At 46.9% G+C, this 24616-nt stretch carries 13 protein-coding genes; 12 read left to right on the forward strand and 1 reads right to left on the reverse strand.

What is annotated here, in order from left to right:
• The first annotated feature begins 131 nt into the window (after positions 1-131).
• The 7 genes from dnaK to QT992_RS29280 all read left to right on the forward strand — a co-directional run bounded on the left by dnaK (position 132) and on the right by QT992_RS29280 (position 8336).
• Complete coding sequence (gene dnaK / locus QT992_RS29250; RefSeq protein ID WP_333341345.1) at positions 132-2264, forward strand: molecular chaperone DnaK; 2133 nt, start codon at positions 132-134, stop codon at positions 2262-2264.
• A gap of 124 nt (positions 2265-2388) precedes the next feature.
• Positions 2389-3576, forward strand: a complete 1188-nt coding sequence (locus tag QT992_RS29255) for a J domain-containing protein (protein ID WP_333341344.1) — start codon at positions 2389-2391, stop codon at positions 3574-3576.
• Between the two features lie 106 nt (positions 3577-3682).
• Entirely contained in the window at positions 3683-4621 is a 939-nt protein-coding gene (locus QT992_RS29260) for an Rpn family recombination-promoting nuclease/putative transposase (RefSeq protein ID WP_333317932.1), read from the forward strand.
• A 140-nt stretch (positions 4622-4761) separates the two neighbouring features.
• Positions 4762-7197: a dynamin-like GTPase family protein gene (locus tag QT992_RS29265; protein ID WP_333341342.1), complete on the forward strand. Its 2436-nt coding sequence runs from the start codon at positions 4762-4764 to the stop codon at positions 7195-7197.
• Positions 7198-7384: 187 nt separating this feature from the next.
• A complete protein-coding gene (locus tag QT992_RS29270) occupies positions 7385-7573 on the forward strand; it encodes a hypothetical protein (protein WP_333341340.1) in 189 nt (62 codons plus the stop codon).
• A 47-nt stretch (positions 7574-7620) separates the two neighbouring features.
• Complete coding sequence (locus QT992_RS29275; protein WP_333341338.1) at positions 7621-8094, forward strand: KGK domain-containing protein; 474 nt, start codon at positions 7621-7623, stop codon at positions 8092-8094.
• Positions 8091-8336 (forward strand): HNH endonuclease, encoded by a 246-nt coding sequence (locus QT992_RS29280; RefSeq protein ID WP_333341337.1) that lies wholly within the window; start codon positions 8091-8093, stop codon positions 8334-8336. The genes QT992_RS29275 and QT992_RS29280 overlap by 4 nt, the downstream gene beginning before the upstream one ends.
• Positions 8337-8599: 263 nt before the next feature.
• On the opposite strand, the gene QT992_RS29285 is transcribed toward QT992_RS29280, so the two are convergent.
• Positions 8600-12412: a glycoside hydrolase family 2 TIM barrel-domain containing protein gene (locus tag QT992_RS29285; RefSeq protein WP_333378356.1), complete on the reverse strand. Its 3813-nt coding sequence runs from the start codon at positions 12410-12412 to the stop codon at positions 8600-8602.
• A 229-nt stretch (positions 12413-12641) separates the two neighbouring features.
• On the opposite strand from QT992_RS29285, the gene QT992_RS29290 reads away from it, so the two are divergent.
• From QT992_RS29290 to QT992_RS29310, 5 genes are all read left to right on the forward strand, one after another.
• Positions 12642-17735 (forward strand): PAS domain S-box protein, encoded by a 5094-nt coding sequence (locus QT992_RS29290; protein WP_333378360.1) that lies wholly within the window; start codon positions 12642-12644, stop codon positions 17733-17735.
• A 34-nt stretch (positions 17736-17769) separates the two neighbouring features.
• Complete coding sequence (locus QT992_RS29295; RefSeq protein ID WP_333317947.1) at positions 17770-17913, forward strand: hypothetical protein; 144 nt, start codon at positions 17770-17772, stop codon at positions 17911-17913.
• Positions 17914-18495: 582 nt separating this feature from the next.
• The gene (locus QT992_RS29300; RefSeq protein ID WP_333341332.1) at positions 18496-22566 is read left to right on the forward strand and encodes an ATP-binding protein; all 4071 of its coding nucleotides are present in this window, start codon (positions 18496-18498) and stop codon (positions 22564-22566) included.
• Between the two features lie 381 nt (positions 22567-22947).
• Complete coding sequence (locus QT992_RS29305) at positions 22948-24270, forward strand: response regulator (RefSeq protein ID WP_333317953.1); 1323 nt, start codon at positions 22948-22950, stop codon at positions 24268-24270.
• 66 nt (positions 24271-24336) lie between these two features.
• Complete coding sequence (locus tag QT992_RS29310) at positions 24337-24573, forward strand: hypothetical protein (RefSeq protein ID WP_333378363.1); 237 nt, start codon at positions 24337-24339, stop codon at positions 24571-24573.
• Positions 24574-24616: the final 43 nt, after the last annotated feature.

The following is a 24616-nucleotide window of genomic DNA, read 5'->3' on the forward strand; positions in this document are numbered from 1 at the left end:
GAGCCGGATGCGGTGAAAGTCGCACGTCCGGTTCTGAAGGAGAGGTAGGAGTGGTAACGCTCCTATCGACTCTAACACTTAACGCTTATATTGAAAAAGTTACACACAACGCCACAGGAGACAACAGACGCATGGGTAAAGTAGTTGGCATTGACCTCGGAACAACAAACTCAGTAGTAGCCGTCATGGAAGGCGGCAAACCGGTTGTGATTGCCAATGCAGAAGGGATGCGGACAACTCCCTCGGTAGTCGCTTTCACAAAGGAAGGAGAACGCCTTGTGGGACAGATGGCCAGACGCCAGACTGTTCTCAACCCGCAAAACACCTTTTACGCCGTCAAGCGGTACATCGGACGCAAATATACCGAACTGACTCCAGAATCAAAGCGCGTCCCTTACACAACTCGCCGCGACGACAACGGGAACATCAAAGTCAAGTGTCCCCGCCTGAAAAAAGATTTTGCCCCAGAGGAAATTTCGGCGATGGTTTTGCGGAAACTGGCCGATGAAGCCAGCCGCTATCTGGGACAAGAGGTGACGGGGGCTGTAATTACTGTTCCTGCTTATTTCAACGACTCGCAGCGACAGGCGACGCGGGATGCGGGACGAATTGCCGGACTTGATGTTAAGCGGATTTTAAATGAGCCGACGGCGGCTTCTTTGGCTTACGGTTTGGAGAGGCGAGAAAGTCAAACTATTTTAGTGTTTGATTTGGGCGGCGGTACTTTTGATGTGTCGATTTTAGACGTGGGAGACGGAGTATTTGAAGTCAAAGCAACTAGCGGCGACACTCAATTGGGCGGCAATGATTTTGACTCCAAAATTGTGGATTGGTTGGCAGAACAATTCTTAGAAAAAGAAGGAATTGATTTGCGTCGCAACCGCCAAGCTTTGCAGCGCTTGATCGAAGCGGCCGAAAAAGCCAAGATTGAGCTGTCGGGAGTCGGTGTCACCGAGATTAATTTGCCGTTTATCGATGCGAACGAAGACGGGCCTTTGCATCTGGAAACGCGGCTGACTCGCGGTCAATTTGAGGGGCTGTGCACTGATTTGGTGCAGCGGCTACGGCGGCCAGTCAAACAAGCTTTGGCTGATGCAAGTTTGAGTCCTTCTCGCATTGATGAAGTTGTGCTAGTCGGCGGTTCGACTCGCATTCCTTTGGTGCAGGAAGTTGTTCGCAGTTTGATCGATCGAGAACCGAATCAAAATGTCAATCCCGATGAAGTTGTGGCGGTGGGTGCGGCAATTCAGGCGGGTATTTTGGGTGGGGATGTCCGCGATGTGCTGCTGTTGGATGTGACGCCGCTGTCGCTGGGTTTGGAAACTATCGGCGGGGTGATGAAAAAACTGATTCCGAGGAATACTACTATTCCCGTCAGGCGATCGGACATTTTTTCGACTGCTGAAAACAACCAAACTGTGGTAGAAATTCACGTCATCCAAGGGGAACGGGAATTAGGCAGAGATAATAAGTCTTTGGGACGGTTTAAACTAACTGGAATTCCGCCGGCACCGCGAGGGATTCCGCAGGTACAAGTAGCTTTTGATATTGATGCTAACGGGATGCTGTTGGTGACTGCTTTGGACAAAACTACCGGCAGGGAACAAAGCATTACTGTACAAGGTGCTTCGACGCTGAGTCAGCAGGAAGTGAATCAAATGATTCGCGATGCGGAACAGTTTGCTCAAGCTGATAAGTTGCAGCGGGAAAGGGTAGAAAAACGCAATCGCGCTGAAGCTTTAGCTTATCAAGCGGAGCGGCAGTTGCGAGAAGTTGCGCTCGATCGCGGAATGCAGTTTGCTCAAAGAAGTCGCCAGCGAATTGAAACTTTAATTCGGGAATTGCGAGACAGTTTGGAACGCAATGATGAGCGGGGAGTTGACCAAGTTGGTTCGGATTTGCAGGATGCTCTTTACGATTTGAGCCGGGAAGTTTCCGCTTTTGCTGATGATGACGATGATGATGATTTCTTTGAGTCTGTGAAGCGGACTTTTACGGGCGACGGTACCAAGCGGCGCAGCGATGACAACAGCTATTATACCAATGCTAAACCGTACAGGCGATCGACTGTCGATCCAATTCCCGATCGCCCCTACGATCGCGCCGGCGATCGAATGGGCGATCGTTCCTACGATCGTATGGGCGATCGTATGGGCGATCGTATGGGCGATCGTATGGGCGATCGTAGAAGCAGTGCTAATCGCCCCACTCGCCCTTATCAAAATCAAAGCGACGATTGGGATGATGACGACGATTGGCTCTAATTAGTGGTTAGTCATTAGTCCCTAGTCATTAGTCCCTAGTTTGAAGCAGGGAAGCAGGATGACTAATGACTAATGACTAATAATTAATGACTAATGACTAATGACTAATAACTAATGACTAAATATGCAGAATTTTCGCAATTACTATCTAATTTTGGGAGTGCCCAAAGATGCCACGGCTGATGAGATAAAAAAAGCCTATCGACGGCTAGCCCGACAGTTGCACCCTGACGTAAATCCGGGGGATAAATCGGCTGAAGATAGGTTTAAGGATATTAATGAAGCTTACGATATTCTTTCCGATATTGACAAGCGAGCTCAATACGATCAGTTTAGTAAATTCTGGAAACAAAAGGGATTTCAAGGCAAGCAAGGGGTGCGACTTCCCAATTTCAAAACTTGGGGAAACGGTAAAGCTACCCGCAAAAAACCGACCGAAGATGTCGATTTTAGCGATTACTCGGATTTTAATAAATTTCTCGACCAAGTGCTCGGAAGACGCCGAGAAGTGAGGATGGCGACAGCGAATGATACACAGGGAGTAGCCTCCTCTGAACCGTGGAGTACGGCTTCTAAGAAAACGAGTTATGTTGCTAATTCTCGCCCACCTAGAAGGGATTTTGACGATCGCGAAATGCGACGGGAAACAGTCGATCGCGAAATGCGACGGGAAACAGTCGATCGCGAAATGCGACGGGATGTGGACGATCGCGAAATGCGACGGGAAACAGTCGATCGCGAAATGCGACGGGAAGCAGTCGATCGCGAAATGCGACGGGAAACAGTCGATCGCGAACCCAGAAGAGACATTGAGGCCAGATTGACTCTGCCTTTGGAAAGGGCTTATTCGGGCGGTACCGAGCGAATTCGTCTGGAAGATGGGCGAGCGATCGAGGTGACTCTGCCTGCTGCTATGGTATCAGGCCAGCGGATTCGCTTGCGAAATCAAGGTATGGGCGGCGGGGATTTATATTTGAAAATCACAGTTTCTCCCCATCCATTTTTTCGCTTGGAAATGTCGGATATTTGCTGCGAATTGCCACTGACTCCCAGCGAAGCGGTGTTGGGGGGAGATATTGAAGTACCGACGCTAGACGGCTTGGTAAAGATGAAATTGCCGCCGGGAGTAACGTCTGGAAAGCGGTTGCGGCTGGCTAACAAAGGCTATCCGACAGGAAATGGCGATCGGGGCGATCAATTAGTAGAAATTCAGGTGTTAATTCCCAAAGAAATTAGTGACGAAGAAAGAGAATTATACCAGAAGTTGCGAGAGGTTGAGTCTTTTAAACCCCGTCAAGATTTGTCGGTATAAATTTTTAGGGTGCGCGATTCACACCGGAGACCTTGTTGGTATAATGTAATAGGATGAGCTGCCGGCACCTGAAGCCTTAACTATTACAAATTTACCCATTACCTATATGTTCACATTCATCAATCCTAAGACTGATTTTGCCTTCAAAAAAATCTTCGGCTCTGAAAATAGCAAAGACATTCTCATTAGTTTTTTGAATGCCTTGCTGTATGACAGTCAGCCCACCATAGAAAGTTTACAAATTTTCGATCCTTATTCAGCTCCGCGAATTCGAGGTCTCAAGGAGACTTACTTAGATGTGAAAGCTAAGTTAAATGACGGCACATCAGTAATTATCGAGATGCAGGTTTTGAACGTAGAGGCTTTTGAAAAGCGGATTTTGTACAATGCAGCTAAAGCTTATTCCACGCAATTAGAAACAGCCGAACAATATGTACTGTTGAATCCAGTGATTGCCTTGACAATTACTGATTTTGAAATGTTCGAGGATTTCAGTAAAGTAATTTCGCGGTTTGTTCTTAAGGAAAGAGAGTTCTTGAGTGACTATCTGAGTTACGATATTGAATTGGTATTTGTCGAGTTGCCTAAGTTCAAAAAAGGTCTGAACGAGTTAGAAACCTTGACCGACAAGTGGCTTTATTTCCTCAAAACAGCTAGAGATTTAAATGCAGTACCTGAGACAATGGAAGCTGTGCCAGAAATTAACAAAGCCTTTGCAATAGCAAGTAAAGCTAATTTAAATCGTGATGAGTTAGAGGATTTGGAAAGACAGGAAGTTTATATCCAAGATCGGCGAGGTGCAATCTCTAAAGCAGTGCGAATCGGAACAGAAAAAGGCAGAAAAGAAGGAATCAAAACAGGACAAATAGCACTGATTATTCGTCTATTGGAACGTCGTGTAGGTGCTGTTACTCCCGAAGTTCAAACTCAAATCGGGGAATTGTCGATCGACCAATTGGAAAACTTAGGAGAAGCCTTGTTAAATTTTAACGACATATCAGATTTAACAGCTTGGCTGCAAACACAAGATTTACCCGCCGAATAGCCGTTAGCGGAGCCCTCGAAGAGGATCGCACTTTCAGCAATCCTGGATCGCATAAGTAAAATTACTGTTGTGATTATTCCTGAACTAGCAGAGAATTAATACTAAGGTAATTTTCCCACAATCAGGAGCAGTCTGCCGCGATGACTCAAATGCCCCCTCAATGCAACAATCTGCAAGAGCAAGTTGACTCTTTACTGCAACTGCTGCGTCAGGAATCCTCTTTGCGACAACAAGATATCACGGCGGTACAAGCTTCTCTGAAAAAGGCAATTTCTCCTGAGTTTGAGATTGTGTTTGCTGGTGCTTTCAGTGCGGGAAAATCCATGCTAATTAATGCTTTGCTGGAGCGAGAATTGCTCTACAGTGCAGAAGGACACGCGACAGGTACGGAATGTTATATCGCCTTTGCTGAGCCGGAAAAAGAGCGCGTTGTTCTCACTTTTTTGAGCGAGTTTGAGATTAGCCAGCAAGCTTCTGTGCTTTGCCATCAGTTAGGTTTAGCTACTGAACTTAATATTAATCAAACAGATGTAGTGTCCCTGTTGTCTCAGGGATGTAACATAATTATTGAAACGGAAGGTGGCGAAAATAAATCCGAGTTAGCCAAAAAAGCTAAGGCTTTGATGCTGCTGTTAGAAGGTTTTGAGGCAAATCGCGATCGCATCCAAACTCTCGAAAACGCTACCTATTCGATGGAACAGTTTAACTTTTCCAATCTCAAGGAAGCTGCTAGTTATGCCCGTCGCGGTAGTAACAGTGCTGTACTCAAGCGAGTTGAATATTACTGTTATCATCCCTTGCTACAAGATGGCAATATTATTATCGATACGCCGGGAATTGATGCGCCGGTGCAGCGGGATGCAGAATTGACTTATGATAAGATTGAAAGCCCGGATACTTCGGCGGTTGTCTGCGTTTTGAAAGCAGCTTCGTCTGGGGAAATGACGACGGAAGAAACCGAGTTGATGGAAAAGACACGGGGAAATCCGGGAATTCGCGATCGACTGTTTTACATTTTCAACCGCATTGACGAAACTTGGTACAACACGCAACTGCGACAGCGCTTAGAAAATCTGATTAATTCCGACTTTCGCGATACTGCGAGAGTTTATAAAACTAGCGGATTGTTAGGATTTTACGGGAGTTTGATTCGAGGGACAACAGGGCGCGATCGCTTTGGTTTAAATACAATATTTGCCAGCAGTCAAGGGCGAGTTTCTGGAGACGATAAATTAGATTCAGAGTTTCTCGGTAATAGTGAAGAAACTCCGCAGTTTGTTAGTGAATTTAATCGCTACTGTGCGAATTCCGGCAAGCTATCTCCGAGCAAATTTCGCATTTCAGTTAACAGCTACGAAACACCCAATGAAAACTACGTGCGGATTCTGGCAGAACAAGGTCAACCATTAATTGCTCAATTAATTCAAGATAGCGGTATCGAAGATTTTCGCACAGCCATCACCCGTTACCTCACCGAAGAAAAACGCCCGCAACTGTTCAAAAATCTAGCTGACGATTTAGAAGACTTGTGCATTCAACTGCGGAAACATTACCAAACAATTCAGCGGAATTTGGACAGCCAGCCCCGCGAAATTGAAGCAATGAAAGCACAGGAACTTTTGCGGCTAAATCAAGAATTGCAGCAAGTCGGACAGGATTTTCGGGAACATATCGCCGAAGAAGTCAATGAAATGATTATGAACAGATGCGATATTTTCGATATAGACTTTCGGCAATTGCAATCTCGGATGATCCGGCGCTTGGATGAATTGTTAGATGGATTTTCTGTTGAGGCGGCTTACGGACGCACTTTGCGGAATCATCCCCGCAATGCGACAGCACCTTTAATTGCTGTTTTAGTTGAAGCACTTTACTATTTAGCCAATCAGTTGGAGGATATTTTAGTAGAGGCTACTAAGTCACTGGTTGATAATTATTTCCAGTATTTGAAAGATAGCGTTCGCAAGTCGGAATACTATCGATTACTTTATCGGTTGTTGGGGAATGATGGGGGAATTGAACAGCAGTTAGAGGAGTTATCAAAGCGGGTTTCTGATGCTTTGGTAAATGCGGCGGGCGTTGAGTGCGATCGCTACGTGCGAGAAAGTCCCCGTTTTTACGACGAAGGCACATTTTCGATTTATCAATTCCGGGAAACATTGCAGCAAACTTCTCAAGGTTTCGACTGCGAAAACATGGTGGACGCGCAACCGGCAATTCGGCAATTATTGCGGCTGGATTTTGAGCCGAAAGTATCTAGAACTATTCGGCAAACTTTCCGCCAAACTGTCAACCAAACCCTGAAAGAGCATTTGTTGCCGCTGGCCCAAAAGCAAGCTGATGATATTTTGCAGAAATACAGTCAAGCCCGCGATTATTTGGAGCAAACTCTAGCGCAGGAGGCGGAGGAAAAGATTGCTGGGAATCTGCGGCGGCAAGCTGAGAATGAGCAGAAGATTCAAGAGTACGATCGGGCGGTTTCTGGGATTAATAGTTGTTTGCAGGCGATGAAGTTGCACGAGCATTTGTTGCCTGTAATTGGACAAAATGATAGTGTTTCGGTGGAGGGTGAATGATTGCAATTTTGGCGGAATTACGGCGATTGGAAATCGCGGCTACACAGACAAAACCCGCCTGCGCGGGTTGAAAACATTCTCAGTCCGCGAAGGCGGACATTGTTTGTGTAGACGCGAATTCTATTCGCCCGGTCTCTTTATTGTGTGTATAATGCTATAATAGCCAACAAAGAGCGACTTTAATCCTATGAACATTCGCCAAAAACTTCTAACAATCATCGAACAACTTCCAGAGGATAAGTTAGCAACACTTCGGAACCTAGCCCTCTTCTTGAAAAGTGGGAAAGAATCTGTTCAACCGATGCTTGCATCCCAAGCTTATCAAGATTGGCTGAGTGCGGACAATGACATTTATGACGAATTATTTGCCGACTGAGCCATCAAACATCCGCGTTCATTCGCGTTCATCTGCGGTTAAAACTCATGGCTAAAAAACCTATTAGGTTAGATATCAATATGGAAGATAAATTTGATTTTTACAACTGCGGTAATGAGGATGCTTTATCTTTTGGTACCGCAATGCTTAAAGTAGAAAAACTTAAGGAAACAGTAAATGAAGTTTTGCCTGAATATGGGTTAGGAGAGAAACTCACTCAGTTGTTGAATCAACAAAAACTCTACATTTATGTAGGTTTAAATACTGACCAACAACCTAATGCTTATGAGAACTGGTTTGGTCAAGGTATAGATTGTGAAATTCTCAGAGTGGGTGCTCAGGGCTGGAAGAAAGGAAAGATGAAGCTCAAACTCAATGTAACTATAGAGTTTTGCCCCGACGAACCCGAAGCCCAACAAACACCAGAAAAGAACGAATCAGAAACTCCCAAACCAGAATCACCCCTTGATGATTTGCGTCGCCAACTACTAAACCCTGAAAATCAACCGAACAATTCATGAGCAAAACTCCCAGAATCCCCATTCCCCCAGAAGTCAGAAAATACGTATTTACTCGCAATAAATACCAATGCCAAAGCTGCGGCCAAACCAAACTAGAAACCCAACTCACGATCGATCATATCATCCCCCTAGCGCGCGGCGGCAGCAACGACATCAGCAACTTGCAAACCCTCTGCCTCACCTGCAACCAAAAGAAAACCGACAAACTAGACCCCCGCTTCAGGCGACACTTTGACCTTTGATATTTAACAGTATAATAAAATCAGCAATTTAAGCTTGAAATTGCTAACCTCTGTTCGATCGCACTTTTAATCCCTAGCTTGGATAACTGCAATGGTGACAAATTGCACCATTGTCAAGAACAGGCAAGATGCCTGTTCCACAAGAAAATTTATCTCTTGTGGAACAGGCATCTTGCCTGTTCCTAAGCAAATAATTGAGAATGGTGGAACATCTCAGTTAAATCCGTTACATCCCTTACATCCGTTGCTAAACTTCCTTCTTCCTACCATCGATAATACCGATAAGGATCGTCCCCATTCTCAAAATCCGTTTTGTAATCCCAGTGATAAAACTCCCGACTCGAACCATTAAACACAGATCCATCCGCCTTAAAACTAGCCCCTAAATTAGCCAAAATCTGAGCATTTGCCCTGGTTTGCCGCCAGCGAGTAAAACGCAAATAAGTCTTAGTATCAGCATTCAAACTGTCCGGTTCAATCTGAGAAAAAATCGCCACACCCTTGCCAACTTTTACCCGACTTAACAAACCGTCAGCGCCGATATCTCCCCCAGACTTAATCAACCAAGTATCATAAAAAGAGCGCGATCGCAAATCTGAGGCGCTAACCCCCTTCACCTCATCCCAACTCGGAACCGCCAGCGAACCCCCAAAATCCTTCGCTTGCTGCAAATCCACGCCCAAACCCGCAGCAGCCACTTGACGCGGCAAGAAAAACGCCTTCCCGCCAGCATTCAAATAACCGCGCAAATCTGCATCTTTCAGATTCGCTTCTCTCCCCACAATCACCAAACCAACATCATTAGAAAGCGAAGTAGCGCGCTGATAAATTACCCCCAAACTGTCCAACTTTTGGGCATCTCCATCTCCCCCTATTAAAACCACTTTCTCCGGCTTTCCAAGTACCGGAGAATTCATCCCGTAACTCACAATTTGTTGGACTAACTGCGCCGCCCCAGCATCTACAGAATAATGGTCTTCCAAATCCAACTCGTTTAAAATCAGCCGCCCTTTTCCGTAATCCAATTCCATCAGCGGCGAATAAGCTAAATCAAACTCAGATTCCAAAATTGGACGCCAACCGCTGCGGTGCGGCTTCTCAATAGAAGCGCTACTGACACCGCCGCGATTTCCCCAACGCCAGCCGTACCAAGGTTTATTTGCCGGACTCAAATTAGGGCCAGTTTGGATGGTATCTGGATAAGCTTCAAGCAGCGTGCTTTCCCCCGCCCAATCCCGCAAATCTTCACTGTCTAAACCGCTAATTGCGGGATGGTTGCTGTCAACTGGATAAGCGCGGCGGCTGACGTGGGCAGCAACCCGGAAACCCGTATTTTCCAGCCATTCCCTGCGCTGAGGAAACACAATTGCTTTGCCGCCGTTTTGGACAAAATTTTCTAAACTTCCCGGCAAATTTTCCCCGCTAGAAAATGCTTCCCTACCGATAACTAATAGCGATGAAACTTGCGAACCATTCCACGGTACAAGCTGATAACCTAATTGTTTTAACATGGCAGATGTTTTGCCCGCTGGGTCGAAGATTGTCAGCGAATCTTTGATGTTGGCTTGCTTGGGAAAAACGCGGAAAGCAAATGTATCAGAATGCGATCGCTCGCCGACTCGCGAAGTCAAGCGAATTTCGCCGTCAGCCTTGCTAGAAATGGTATTTGGCAATTTTACGTCAATTGGGAAAAACAGCGTTCCTGCCGCCTCAATCATCCCTTTCCCATCGCCTTTTTTTACTTCTTTCCCCCCCACCAAAACCCGCCAATTAAACGAAAATTCTTGCGCCGTCCGCGTATCGTTAATTAACACTACTTGCTTGGCCAGTTTCCCGCCCACAAACAAATTGCGCTCTTTCGCAGTAAAAACCGGGCTAGCACCAGCAATCCAAGCCAAAGTCGAGCTATTATTATTCATAATTGCCTCGCCCCCAGGATGAACAGTGTAAGCTTCGGGCTGGAAATAATTCAAAAGATTATTTGAGACTTGCTTCAAATAAACTCCCCGGCGACCCGGTTGAAATGCCCCAATATCCACCTTCTTTCTGCCAGCTTCGGAAACTTCCCAACCATGTCCGTCATTCCAAGGAATCATCCCCCCAGAAATTCCAAAAGTCCGCCAACTCCGCCAAGTATTTGTACTGAATAAATGCTGCAACTTTTGAAAAGCGGGTGCAAAATCTAACTCTTTTTTACCATGCCAGCTTTGATACTCCTGACCCTGGACAAATTGCTCGCGAATTTTAGCTTTATAAGCGGCAGTTTCCAACTCGTAAGCCTGCTTGCCAAAATAAATTGCCGCAAACTCAGTCATCCAAGGTTCGCTGAGAATCGCCTGACCAAAACCTTTGCGGGCCCGCATCATCGTTGCGTGCAGAGGAGTCCCAAACTCGACTGCCATGTAGGGCTTTTCCCCGGTTTTGCTCCACTCAGAAATCCACTCTTCCCGTTCTTGCAAGGGAATCAGATTTAAATAAGAATTCAGCGCATAAACATCGCCGAAGTGTGCGCCTTGGTGTACCATCACAGGTCTGGTTGTGTCGGCCGATTTAATCGTCGCTATAGCGTCATTTCCTAGGGGAGTGTTGACCCGCAAACGCTGGTTTTCCGAGGGACTGAGAGTTCCTTCTACTTTGCTTTTGCCGATGCGACGGGGATTTAAATCGTCAGCGTTGCCGAAAAAATTAGGACTTGTCGCCCACATTAATACTGATGGATGATTGCGGTAGCGGCGCATTTCAGTCACCATTCGGTCTTTCCAGCGGTTTTTCCACAGGGGGTTTCTCCACTTGCCGTTCCAAGCGATAGGACTAATGTCTAAAGCGGGAGCCATAATTGGAAAACCTTTGAGGTCTGCTCTTTCGGAAAATAACTCTCGGAAGTGCCATTTACCCCGTTCGTCGTGATTCCAAGGCCACATTTCTGTTATGTTAAAACCTGCTTTTACGTAGCTGTCAATTAGCCTGTCAGCAACTTCAACTGTCCCGCTTTGCCAAGACTCGGAGTGCAAGTTTGGTCGCAGCCGAAATTCAGTTCCGTTTAAGAAAAATTTGCGCCCTTCTATCCAAAATTCGCGGAAGCCAAAAGGTTGGTAGTATTGCGTGTCTATGCCGCTGCCTTTTACTTCTAATTGCAATGTGTAAAGGTTGGGTTGCCCGACATCCCAAAGACGGGGATTTTGCCAATTCCACTGAACTTTTACCGTTTGAATGGGTTTAGCTTGAACCTTGGCAGTGCCTGTAAATTTTTGTTCTACTTGGCCTTTTTCGTCGAGCATTTGCGCGATTATTTCTACTTGACCGCTTTGGGCAACGTCTTTGAGTTCGACATCTAATTTAACTTGCTTTTTTCGGGTGGAAGTTTGGACGAATACGTCCCTAATTAACGGGCCTGGGGGAAGGCTCAGAAGCCGTACTTCGCCGATGATTCCCCGCGATTGCAACTTGGATTTTTCTGTGTAGATTTCTGTGGGGCCCATGATGACGGCTTTTTCCTTTTCATCGGATACTGCTATCACTAAAATAGATAGGGTGTTTTGACCGGGTTTGGCTGCTTTGGTAATTTCAATAGTGCCGTAGGGCCAGGGGATTTGACCGCAGTTAATGCCGTTGACAAAGATGACTGCATCGGTGCTGACTCTGGCTAAGTCGAGAAAAATTCGGCGGTTTGTCCAGTCGCCGGGAATGTCTATATTTCTCTGATACCAAGCTTTTGATAGTTGTTTACTGTTGAAGTTTTCCCAATCTTTGCCGCTGCCGCGAGTGATGATTCCAGGTACGGATTCGTGGTTTTCTTTTTGCCAGTCTCCGGGCACCCAGATGGAACCCCAATTCGGAGAGACGGGGGGGTTTTGGGGGTTGCCAACTGCGGGGACAAATTGCCAAGTTCCGTTAAGATAGATTTGGGATCGTTTGTTGTCGATCGCCCCGACGGCCGAGGTGGTAAGATTGGGGAAGCCGATCGATATCGCTGAGCTGCTGGTGAAGTTGGGATTTTGAAGCGCGTAACCGACGAATCCAAAGAGGATGGCGGCTGCGAAAAATAATCCGATAATTTTGGCCAGCTTGTGATTCACTCGCTTATTTCTCCCAGAAATTAGATAATCTAATTTGTCCCTGGCTCTATGATAGCAGTTGATTCAGCAGAAATTCCCCTGCCAATCTGCCTCTGGGAAGATGGCACAGAGCCGACAAATGTGGTTTTGTATAGAAAAAATAAATACTTAGTTTTAACTAAGTTTTAACAAGGTTGTTTCATCGACATAAGCAATAGTGCGATCGCGCCATCGCTACAGGTCAACAAAAATGAGCGAGTTTGAGGTCTTGCCCTTACCCATTAAATCTTACAGTATTGCTACATTTAGTGCCGGCACGGCTTTACTGCTGACAACTCTGTTACTGTTTTCCTTCCAGGCAGCTCCTGCAATCTTACTTTTGGCCGCTGCAATGGTTATCGCTTGGTATGCTGGCTTAAAGTCCGCAGAACAAAAACTAGAAATAGAACGTAATATTATTTCTAAAGTAATTGACACGACAGCTTGCTTGATTGTAGTTCTCGACAGTCAAGGACGGATTGTCCGCTTCAACCAAGCTTGCGAAAAAACTACAGGCTACTCGACAGCAGAAGTTGTTAATAAATATGTGTGGGATTTGTTCTTGATTCCCGAAGAAATAGATCCAGTGAAAACAATTTTTACCCAGCTAAAAGTCGAACATTTTAACAGCGAATATCAAAACTATTGGCGCACTAAAAACGGATCAAAACGCTTAATTTCTTGGTCGAATACTGTGACGACCGATAGCGATGGTTTGGTAGAATATGTGATAGGAACAGGCATTGATATTACCGATCGCACAGAAGCAGAAATAGCCCTGGCTTTATCCTACACCCAACTAGAAAGCCGCGTCAAACAGCGGACAGCAGAACTGACAGTAGCTAAAGAAGCGCTGCAAGCTCAAGAAGAACGATTTCGCTGTTTAAGTTCCTGTTCGCCTGTCGGCATTTTTATGGCTGATTTTGAGGGGCGCTACACCTATGCAAACCCACGCTGTCAGGCTATTTGCGGCTTGAGTTTGACAGAACTTTTAGGAGACGGTTGGGAGAAGTGCATTCACCCGGAAGACAGCGATCGCGTATTGAGCCGATGGCTGGATTATACTCGGCAAGGTGGGGAATATGCGATCGAGTATCGCCTGCAAACACCAGAAGGGATTGTGCGCTGGATTAACGTTTGTTCATCGCCGATGTTCTCCGACTCCGGCGAACTCATCGGATATGTGGGCACGGTGAGAGATGTCACCGAAAGACAACAAGCGCAAGCAGCTTTGGCAAGCAGCGAACAGCAACTGAGAACGCTGCTAGAAAATACGCCAGATATCATTATCCGCACTGACAAAGAGCTGCGTTATATTTATATAAATCAAGCAGTTGAAAGAAGCCAAGGAAAACCAATTTCATTCTTCCTGGGTAAAACCAGTCAAGAAATAGGAATGCCGCCGGAACTGTGCCAGATGTGGGATGAAACCCTGCACAAAGTGTTAGACACAGGCCAAGAAGAAATTATCGAATTTCAGGCTTTCTCAATCAACGGCATCCGAAGTTATCAATCCCGCGTAGTTCCAGAATTTGACAAAAATGGGGTACCAGAATCAGCCTTAATTGTCGCCCGCGATATCACAGAAATAAAACTTGCGGAAACTCAAAGATTGCAGTTAACAATCGAGCAAACAGCAAGGGAAAAAGCGGAAATAGAACAGCAGCGCTCGGCATTTTTAGCAGAAGTCAGCAAAATGCTGGCTGATGCGTTTGACGGGGAAACGGTGCTGCAAAAGGTAGCAGAATTAGCAATAAATTCGATCGCCGACGGGTGCTGCATTCATTTGACCGAAACGGGGTCAAAAGTGCGTCTAGTCGCTGTGGCTCACGCAGAACCCTCTATGGTTGAGACTATTAATAACTTCAGCATCCGAAGTTCGATCGCCGACAATGCTGTTAACGGCTATCCGCTGGTAATCCGCACCGGAAAATCCGAATTAATTGCCGAAGTGGATGAGGAATTTTTAGCAGCAATCGCCGAAAATGCAGCAGAAAAGGAAAAATTGCGCTCGCTCAATATCGGATCTCACGCTTGCGTACCACTGAGGGCTCGCGGGCGGGTAATGGGTTCCATCACTTGCTTTACCTCAAAGTTGGGCCGCCGCTACAGTGCAGAAGACATGGCAATGCTAGAAGATTTAGCATACCGCGTGGCGATCGCCCTAGACAACGCCAGACTTTACACAGAAGCGCAACAAGCACTATCTCAAACATCGCAATCCTTCGCCTTAATTGACTCGCTATTAGAAGCATCTCCCCTAGCGATTTGCTTTATGGATCGCGAAATGCGCTTCATCCGTATCAATCAAGTATTAGCAGAACTCAACGGTTTGCCGATAGAACAGCATCTCGGCCAAGACTTCCGCCAATTGTTGCCAGAACATGCAGCAAAATTTGCGCCGATAATTCAGCAAGTTTTAGAAACCGGCAAGCCTGTTTTAAACTTAGAAATGAGCGGCGAACCTGATGGGAAACCGGGATATTTCGGTTACTGGCTAGCCAACTACTACCCAGTGAAAAATGAAAGAGAAGAAATAATCGGAGTTGGCCTAATTATCACCGATATTACCGCAGCAAAACAAACAGAATTAGCTTTGCGGGAAAGCGAAATGCGCTTCCGCAGCGTGGTAGAATCTAACATGATCGGCATTGGTTTCTGGGATGCCAGCGGCGAAGTTACGGACGCTAACGACGCCTTGCTGGAAATGATCGGATATACGAGGGAAGACTTAGTTGCAGGACAGATCCGCTGGCTCGAACTCACAGCGCCGGAATATCTAGAACTCGATCGCATCGCCTTCGCGCAAGTCGAAGCCGAAGGAAGTTGCGCGCCTTTTGAAAAAGAATACATCCGCAAAGACGGCACGCGCTTCCCAGTTTTAGTGGGCGGCGGAAACTTCCAAGGATGCAAAGACAAAGGAGCATTCTTCGTACTAGATATCACCGATCGCAAACAAGCCCAAAACCAACTTCGAGAAAACGAAATACGCATTCGCCGCCAACTAGCAGAACTCGACTTAGTTTACAACACCACACCAGTCGGGCTGTGCTTTGTCGATACCAATTTGCGCTACATCCGCATGAACGAATGCCTCGCTGCGATCAACGGCCGATCGATCGCAGAACACCTCGGGCGCACCGTTAGAGAAGCGCTTCCCGAAATGGCCGATATGGTAGAGCGGATTTACCGCCAAGTGCTGGCGACGCAAACCCCCGTGCTCGACTTGGAAGTTAAGGCCGAAACCAAGCAACAGCCGGGAGTTTTGCGGGATTGGCAAATCAGCTTTTACCCCGTGATCGATGAATCAGGAACACTGCTGGGAGTCAGCACTGTGGTAGCCGAAATCACCGATCGCAAACAAGCAAAACGGGTAATGCAGCAAAGCGAAGCCATATTTCTGCGGCTGTTCGAGTCAAATATTTTTGGAGTTGCGATCGGCGATTTTAGCGGCCGCATCGCCTACGCCAACCAATCCCTGCTCAACATGGTCGGCTACACCCGCTCAGATATGCTCTCCGGTAAAATGCGGTGGGACAGGATGACCCCCCCCGAATACCTGCACCTCGACGCCTTAGCAGCCCAAGAACTGCGGGCTAAGGGAGTCGCAACTCCTTTCAAGAAAGAGTACATCCGCAAAGATGGCAGCCGCGTGCCGATTCTGATGGGCGGAACTACTCTGTGCCCGGACGATCGCGAACCAGAGACGATCGTCGCATTCTACATCGACTTGACCGAGATCGCGCGGGTGGAAGCAGAACTCAAACACAATCAAGAACGGCTGCAAATCGCTCAGCAAGCAGGCAAAATCGGAAGTTTTGAATTGAACGTCCAAACCGGCGAGGTCGCGTGTACGCCGGAGTTAGAGGCTTTGTACGGGCTGCCTGCAGGCGGTATGGACAGCTATCAAAGTTGGGTGGAAATGGTGCATCCAGACGATCGCGCTTTGACTCAACAGCAGGTGCAAGCTGCGGCGGCGTCCGGGGAGGAATTAAACATAGAGTTTCGCATCTGCCGCCCCGACAAAAGCGTGGGCTGGATTGCTTGCAGGGCTAAGGTATTTCCCGACGATCGGGGTTTGCCTTGGCGGATGATCGGGGTGAACGTCGATATCAGCGATCGCAAAGAAGCAGAAGCAGCGCGATCGCACATCCATCAAACTTTAGAAGCCTTGATTGAGGCTTGTCCCCTAGGAATTACTGTTTTGGACTGCGACGACGGCACTGTGAAAATGTGGAACCCAGCAGCCGAGAGGATTTTTGGCTGGCCTGAATCAGAAGCGGTAGGTCAATTTGTGCCCAGCGTTCCCGCAGACAAGCGGGAGGAATTCACGGCTAATTTGAAAGGAATTCGCGAAGGAAAGGCGATAGCGGGCATGGAAACCCAGCGCCAAAGGAAAGACGGCAGCTCGATCGACATCAGTTTGTGGGCAACTCCAGTCCGCGACAGCAACGGCAATATCAACTGTATGTCGATCGTCGCCGACATCAGCGATCGCAAGCAAATCGAGGCCCAACGCGCTCAGTTGCTCGATCGCGAACAGACTGCGCGGGCGGAAGCAGAAGCTATCAGCCGCCGGAAAGACGAGTTTCTAGACTCTCTTTCCCACGAATTGCGAACGCCTTTAAATGTGATTCTGGGGTGGGCACAGATCCTGCGCGCCCACCCCTACAACCAAGATAAATTAGTTTCGGGTGTGGAAGCCATTGAGCGTCAGTCGAAGGTGCAGATCCAGCTAGTGGAAGATTTGCTTGACGTTTCCCGGATTATTCAAGGCAAGCTGGCCCTGAAACCCGGCTGGTTCTATATGGTAAGGACGATCGAGGCGGCTAATAATTCAGTTCGTTTGGCAGCCGAGGCCAAGTCTGTCACCGTTTCGTTAGAACTTGACCCCTCAGTCAGCTTGATGTGGGGCGACGCTCAGAGGTTGCAGCAGGTAGTGTGGAATTTGCTGACTAACGCCGTCAAGTTTACGCCTTCGGGGGGAAATGTGCAAGTGCGCTTGTCTGCGGTAGCTGTTAGCGATTCCTCATCACTCAATTACGTGCAAATTACTGTCAGCGATACCGGAAAGGGCATTTCTGCTGAGTTTCTGCCCTACGTGTTCGATCGCTTCCGACAAGCAGACGGCTCGAAAACTAGGGCTGACAGCGGTTTGGGACTGGGATTGGCCATCGTCGAGCACTTGGTGCAACTCCACGGGGGCACTGTGACTGCGGAAAGTCCCGGTAAAGACCAGGGTGCGACATTTACGGTGACACTGCCACTCAAACAGCCTCGGAGTAAGAAGGGGCAGTTGAGATGAGTCGCCGCCGGATATTTTAGTTAGTGATATCGCTATGCCCGTTGAGGACGGCTACTCGCCGATCCGCAAAGTGCGATCGTCCGAATCCGACAAAATCAAGCGCTTGCCGGCTGTGGCGCTGACAGCTTATGCTAGCGAAGAAGACCGCGATCGGGCGATCGCCGCTGGTTACAACTGATATCTTGCACCATTGTCAAGAACGGGCTCTCCGGCCCGTTCCACAAAGAATGAGTTTTCTTGTGGAACAGGCATCTTGCCTGTTCCTAAACAAGTAATTGAGAATGGTGCAAGATGTGAGTTACAACGAACACTTAACAAAGCCGATCGAACCCGTTCTATTCGCCACCGTTTTAGCCAAGTTAACAAATTTGCATTAGGGCGATCGGGTTCGAGGAACGCACAAATAATAATTGCCCATAATCTACAATCTCATAAACCCGCCCCCGCTGGCTTTTCATTAATGACATAATTGCCGATACACACAAAGAAATTAGAAAACTTATCACAATTTTTGCAAGTAAAAATGAATCAAATTCCCAACAGCTAGAAACAGAACAGACAGAAGCAAATATTCGCATCCGCGTCAAATATTCGCTAGTAGTTGGCTATATTGAACCGCGCGGAAAATTTCACAGTTTTTAGGGCGCGCCAATCGCTACAGCAGTTAAAATACGATCGCCAGCACAATTGGTTCACACGCATGCCCATGTATCCCTTCAACCGCCTAACCGCCAATTTTTTCAGCAAGCTGCCCCTGCGAATGGTTCTGATTGTTCCGTTTGTTTTGCAAACAGTCAGCGCCGTCGGGCTAGTGGGCTATCTTTCTTTCAAAAGTGGTCAGGAATCAGTCGAGGATGTAGCGCATCAGTTAATCGAACAAGTAGGAGAACGTACCCGCGATCGCCTCACGGATAATAATGGGCCCTCGGCAATCAATACCTTTCTGGCTAGGCTGCAATTCTCGGCTTCAGGACAAGCTTTTATTATGGATCGATCGGGCAATCTGATTGCCACATCCACACTAGAAACACCCTTGGTGACGCAAACAACAAAGCAAACGACGCCATTGCTAGCCACCAACAGCAAGGATGCCCCAACGCGAGATATTGCTAGACAACTCGCCAACCGATTTGGCAACTTCCGCACGCTGCAAACCAGCGAGAAATTGACCCTGGCGAGCAAGGGCGATAGGCAGTTTGTCCGCGTCACTCCCTATCGAGATTTCCGTGGCTTGGATTGGTTGATTGTGGTGGTGGTGCCAGAGTCGGATTTCATGGCTCGCATTCAAGCAAATACGCGCAATACATTGTGGTTGTGCGCCGGTACACTGCCACTGGCGATCGCGATCGGATTTTTGACTTCCCGTTGGGTAACAAAGCCAATTATGCGTTTGAATACGGCAGCCAAAAATGTTGCCCAAGGAAAATGGGATAAACCTTTAGAAAATAAACGCTTGGATGAAGTCGGAGAACTCGCCAATTCCTTCAATTTTATGGCAGCGCAACTGCAACAGGCTTTTGCAGACCAAAAATCTTTAAATGAAGCTTTAGCGCAAAGAGAGAGCCAACTCAAGCAATTTATCGAAGCCATACCTGCGGGAGTATCTATCCACGAGGCCTCCGGTAAAGTCGTGTACTTCAACGAAACTGCCAAGCATTGGCTCGGCGTAGAAACTATCCCCGATTCGACTTTAGAAGAAGCAGTAGAAGTTTATCAAATCTACCGCCAAAACCAGCCGTATCCAACTGAAGAACTGCCCGCATTCCGATCGCTGCGCGGGGAAACGGTATTCCTTGAAGATGTAGAACTTTATCGAGATGGGAAATTTATTCCTTTTGAGGTGCGCGCCACACCAATTTTCGACGAAGACGGAAACATTATTTATGCCATCACTGCTTTTTCTAACATCGTACAGCGCAAACAAGCTGAAAAAATCTTAACTGACTACAATCGCACTTTAGAAGCCGAAGTGGTCGAACGTACCTGCGCCTTAGCTCGTGCCAACGAACTATTACAATCTGAAATTGCCGAACGCAAATTGCTCGAACAAAAACTTTCCACTTCTACTGAGCAAGTTGTGAAAATATTTGAGTCGATTACAGATATTGTATTGATTTTTGATGTTCAAGAAGAAACTATCCAAATTATACCCACCAAGGGAATTTTTCAATACAACTATCAGACGAATCAGCTCGACTCCCTCATGGAACAATTTTTTCAGGAGGAAAGCCAGGAGATTTATTTCGCTCAAGTTCGACAGGCGTTGGAAACCCAACAAACTATTAGTTTTGATTACAGTCTGCCGATTAATAACCAAGAAGTTTGGTTTGCTGCTAAAATTTCGCCGCTGTCGGATAGCTCTGCGGTTTGGGTAGCGCGCGACATTAGCGATCGCCAGTTGGCGGAATCCCGACTGCTGGAAGCCCAAAAAATTGCCCGTATTGGCAGTTGGGAATACGATATCGCCACAGCAACAACCACTTGGAGTGAAGAAGTCTATCGCATTTACGAGCTCGATCCGACTCAAAAACCGCTGCCAAACGAACAATTAATCGAGCGTTTTCATCCAGAAGATCGATCGCGCTATCTGACAATGGTGCGCGATCGAGCTATGTCGGGGCAAAGCTTTGAAATTGATCTGCGGCTGCTCCGAAGAGATGGCTCGATCGGTTACATTGAAGTTCGAGGGAAACCGGTTTATGATGAAAAAGGGCAGTTGCTCCGTTTGTTGGGCACTGTCTTGGATATTAGCGATCGCAAACAAGCCGAGTCAGCTTTGCGAGAAAGCGCCCAGGGAGAACAAGCCATCGCCCGATCGATCGAGCGCATCCGTCAATCCTTAGATATTGACACAATATTCAAAACCACAACATTTGAACTGCGACAAACCCTAAAATGCGATCGAGTCGGTATCTATCGCTTTAATCCTGATTGGAGTGGGGAATTTGTTGCCGAGTCAATGGCTCCGGGCTGGATATCTCTGATGCAACAACCCGACGATTTTAATGTGCCAAACACTCTCGTCGAAGACTCTCGCTGTAGCGTGAAAACTATGCAAGCCTCCCGTGAACCAGTGCTGGATACCTATCTACAAAGAAATCAAGGTGGTATGTATGCTAGAGGCGTTCCTTACCGCATAATTGAAGACATATACACCGCTGGGTTGAGTCCTTGTTACCTAGAACTGTTAGAGCAATTTCAAGCTAGAGCCTACGTTATTTTTCCCATATTTTGCGGCAGTCAACTTTGGGGTTTGCTCGCCAGCTATCAAAATTCTGCACCCCGCACTTGGCGCGAAGCAGAAATCAATATTGGGCTGCAAATTAGCACTCAACTAGGAGTCGCCTTACAACAAGCTCAATTGCTCGAAGCCACTCAAGAGCAAGCAGTACAGCTTCAACAAGCCGCCTGGGCCGCAGAAGCCGCCAACCTTGCCAAAAGCACTTTCCTGGCAAATATGAGCCACGAACTCCGCACCCCGCTAAACGCAATTCTGGGATTCTCCCAATTGATGCAGCGCTCTACCAACCTCACTCGCGAACAACAAGAAAATATCCGTATCATCAACCGCAGCGGAGAACACTTGCTAGCTCTGATCAATCAAATATTAGATTTAGCCAAAATAGAGGCGGGACGCATTACAATCAACCCAACAAAATTTCAATTAAGCAGCCTGTTGAACGATCTGGCAGAAATGTTTCAACTCCAGGCAATGGATCGACAATTGCAGTTAATATTTGACTGCTCTAGCGAAACTCCAGAATACGTGCAAACCGATCAAATGAAGTTGCGCCAAGTTTTAATTAATCTGCTTTCTAACGCCATTAAATTTACTAAACACGGAGTAATTTGGTTAAGAGTAAGTCCATTTATAGACCGAAAAAATCAGAATTTACCAATCAGTAATTACCAATTACATTTTGAAATAGAAGACACGGGTTCCGGCATAGCTGCTGATGAGTTAGATAAGCTTTTTCAAGCCTTTGTGCAAACCAAAACAGGAACAAAATCTCAGCAAGGAACAGGCTTGGGGCTGGCTATCAGCCAACAGTTTATCAAGCTGATGGGCGGCGTGATTACTGTACGCAGTGAAGTTGGACGCGGCACCACCTTCGCGTTTGATATCCCCGTCAGGGCCGTTGATGCCCCCGCGACTCAACCCGTACAGCCACCGCGTCGGGCGATAGCGCTGGAACGCAATCAGCCGCGCTATCGTATTTTGATTGTGGACGATCGAGCCGACAACCGCCAACTGCTGATCAAACTCCTGGCTGCCTTTAACTTTGAACTCCAAGAAGCCACCAACGGCATAGAAGCTATTGAAAAGTGGTCGAGTTTTGAGCCACACTTAATTTTTATGGATATGTGGATGCCCGTGATGGATGGACATGAAGCTACCAAACGCATTAAAGCCACCGTTAAAGGTCAAGCTACGGCAATTATTGCCGTGAGTGCCGGTAACGCTGAGGAAGGGCAAACCGTTACTGTATCAGATGATTGCGATGACTTTATCCACAAACCCTTTCGAGATACAGAAATTTTTGCCACCCTCCACAAACATCTGGGAGTGCGTTACATTTACGGTGAACCGGAGAGTATGCCCGAGTCAACTCAAATCGAGGCTCCGACTCCAGAGACTCTTGCAGCTTTACCCGCAGATTGGCTGGCAGCTTTAGAGAAAGCCACAATTGAGTGCGATTTAGAGTTAATTCTGATCCAAATTGAGCAAATTCGCGATCGCAATGACGCTTTAGCTAGCGCCCTAGCCACCTTTGCTAACGAGTTTCAGTTCAATCAAATACTAGCTTTCATCCATCCCGAAACGAAATAGGAATGATATTACAGCAGATAGCAGGTTTATGAAGTACACCCCAGATATATCTTATATATCTATCCCCCCGTAGGGACACCGCACCGTGCCCATTGGTGTCCATTTAAGGTAAAACCAATAGTCCCACAGGGATTGGAACTCCTGCCTCAAAGCGAAAGTCTTCGCTATGAGGACTTAGAAGAAGAATTTTTAAACTCATTAGTCCTCTTTGAGAGGACTTTCGCTATTAGACAGGGAATTCATTCCCTGGCGGACTGTCGGGTAGGCGGAAGGACTGGCGGACAAAAAGCTTAAGTTAACACCTATGGGCACGGTGCGGTGTCCCTACTTCATAAACCTGGGATACTACAAACCTGTAAAGGTTATTTTACCGGACTAGATATGAATTACGAACCAACTCCCGTCTTAAAAGGGAATATTTTAATTGTTGATGATATTCCGGCTAATTTGCAACTTTTAGCTCAAATACTCTCGCAGCAAGGGTACAAAACACGCACCGCACCCGACGGCCAACTAGCGCTGCGGTCGATCGAGTTAACTCCTCCTGACTTAATTTTGCTCGACATCATGATGCCCGGTATGGACGGCTACCAAGTCTGCCAAGCATTGAAAAATTCTCCCAAAACCAAGGACATTCCAATTATTTTTATCAGTGCTTTGAATGAAGTATTAGATAAAGTCAAAGCCTTTGAAGTTGGTGGTATAGATTATATCACAAAACCGTTTCACGAACAAGAAGTTCTGGCTCGCGTCTCAAATCAACTCGTGCAGCGCCAGTTGTTCCAGCAAACACAATCCTACGCCCAGCAACTCGAACAAACCGTAACTGAACTAAAGAAAACTCAAGCTCAGTTAATACAGAAGGAAAAAATGGCTTCTTTAGGTCAGCTAGCGGCAGGAATTGCTCACGAAATCAACAATCCCGTCAGCTTTATCTACGGCAATATTGCTCTAGCGGCGGACTATGCACGAGATTTGCTTCGCCTCCTCGAATTGTACCGACATTACTACCCCCACCCCGTTGCAGAAATTATCGGCCAATTGAACGAGATTCAACCCGAATTCATCGCAGAGGATTATCCAAAACTGCTGAAGTCGATGACAGAGGGTGCTTCTCGGATTAGCGAAATAGTGATGTCTTTGCGAAAATTCTCCCGCCTTGGCGAACAAAAGTACAAGCCAGTGGATATTCATGAAAGCATAGACAATACTTTAGTTATTTTGCAGCACCGGCTGAAGGGAACAAACAAAGCTGGTGAGATAGAGGTCATTAAAGACTACAGCCAACTGCCAAGAGTCACCTGTTACGCCAGTGAATTAAATCAGGTGTTCATGAACCTGCTAAGTAATGCTATTGATGCCCTGGAAACTCAACCATCTCCCCGAAAAATTACCATCAGCACTTCAGTAAGTTGTGTGTCAGAATCGGCCCTGCACAATCAAGATTCAACATTAGCCACTCACCACTATAAATCCGTTGTTATTCACATTGCCGATAACGGTTGTGGGATGAGTGAGGAAGTGCGCCACCAGATATTTGACCCATTTTTTACAACGAAGCCTGTAGGCCGCGGTATTGGATTAGGGTTGGCAATCAGTCACGATATTGTAGTGGAAAAACATCGAGGTCAAATCTGTTGTATTTCTGCTCCGGGCCGAGGAACCAAGTTAATTTTGCAAATTCCGATATCTGTAAAATTTTAAATATATATCTCCACAAAAGCAAGTTTTGAACAGGCAAGATGCCTGTTCCACAAAGAGTGAGTTTTCTTGTGGGGAAGGCTAGAAGCCCGCCTAAAAAAAATTATTGAAAATGGTACAACATCATTAACAGACGGAGATGATATATCAGATAGATTGTACCCCAGCATTTGTAGGGAAACGGCAATGCGGTTTCCGGCGCGGGAATTGCCGTTTTCCTACGGGAATTATGGAAGCGGAAAAGCCGTTTCCCTGTGGTTGGCAGTCAGGGAGCATCTCAGTTTTGCATTTAGGAATGAGAATTAAATAACTTCCACTCTTGAAAGTGGGATGGGCGTCCCGCCCGTCC

It is taken from the genome of Microcoleus sp. T3_D1 (genome assembly GCF_036700405.1).
Classification (GTDB): Bacteria; Cyanobacteriota; Cyanobacteriia; order Cyanobacteriales; family Microcoleaceae; genus Microcoleus.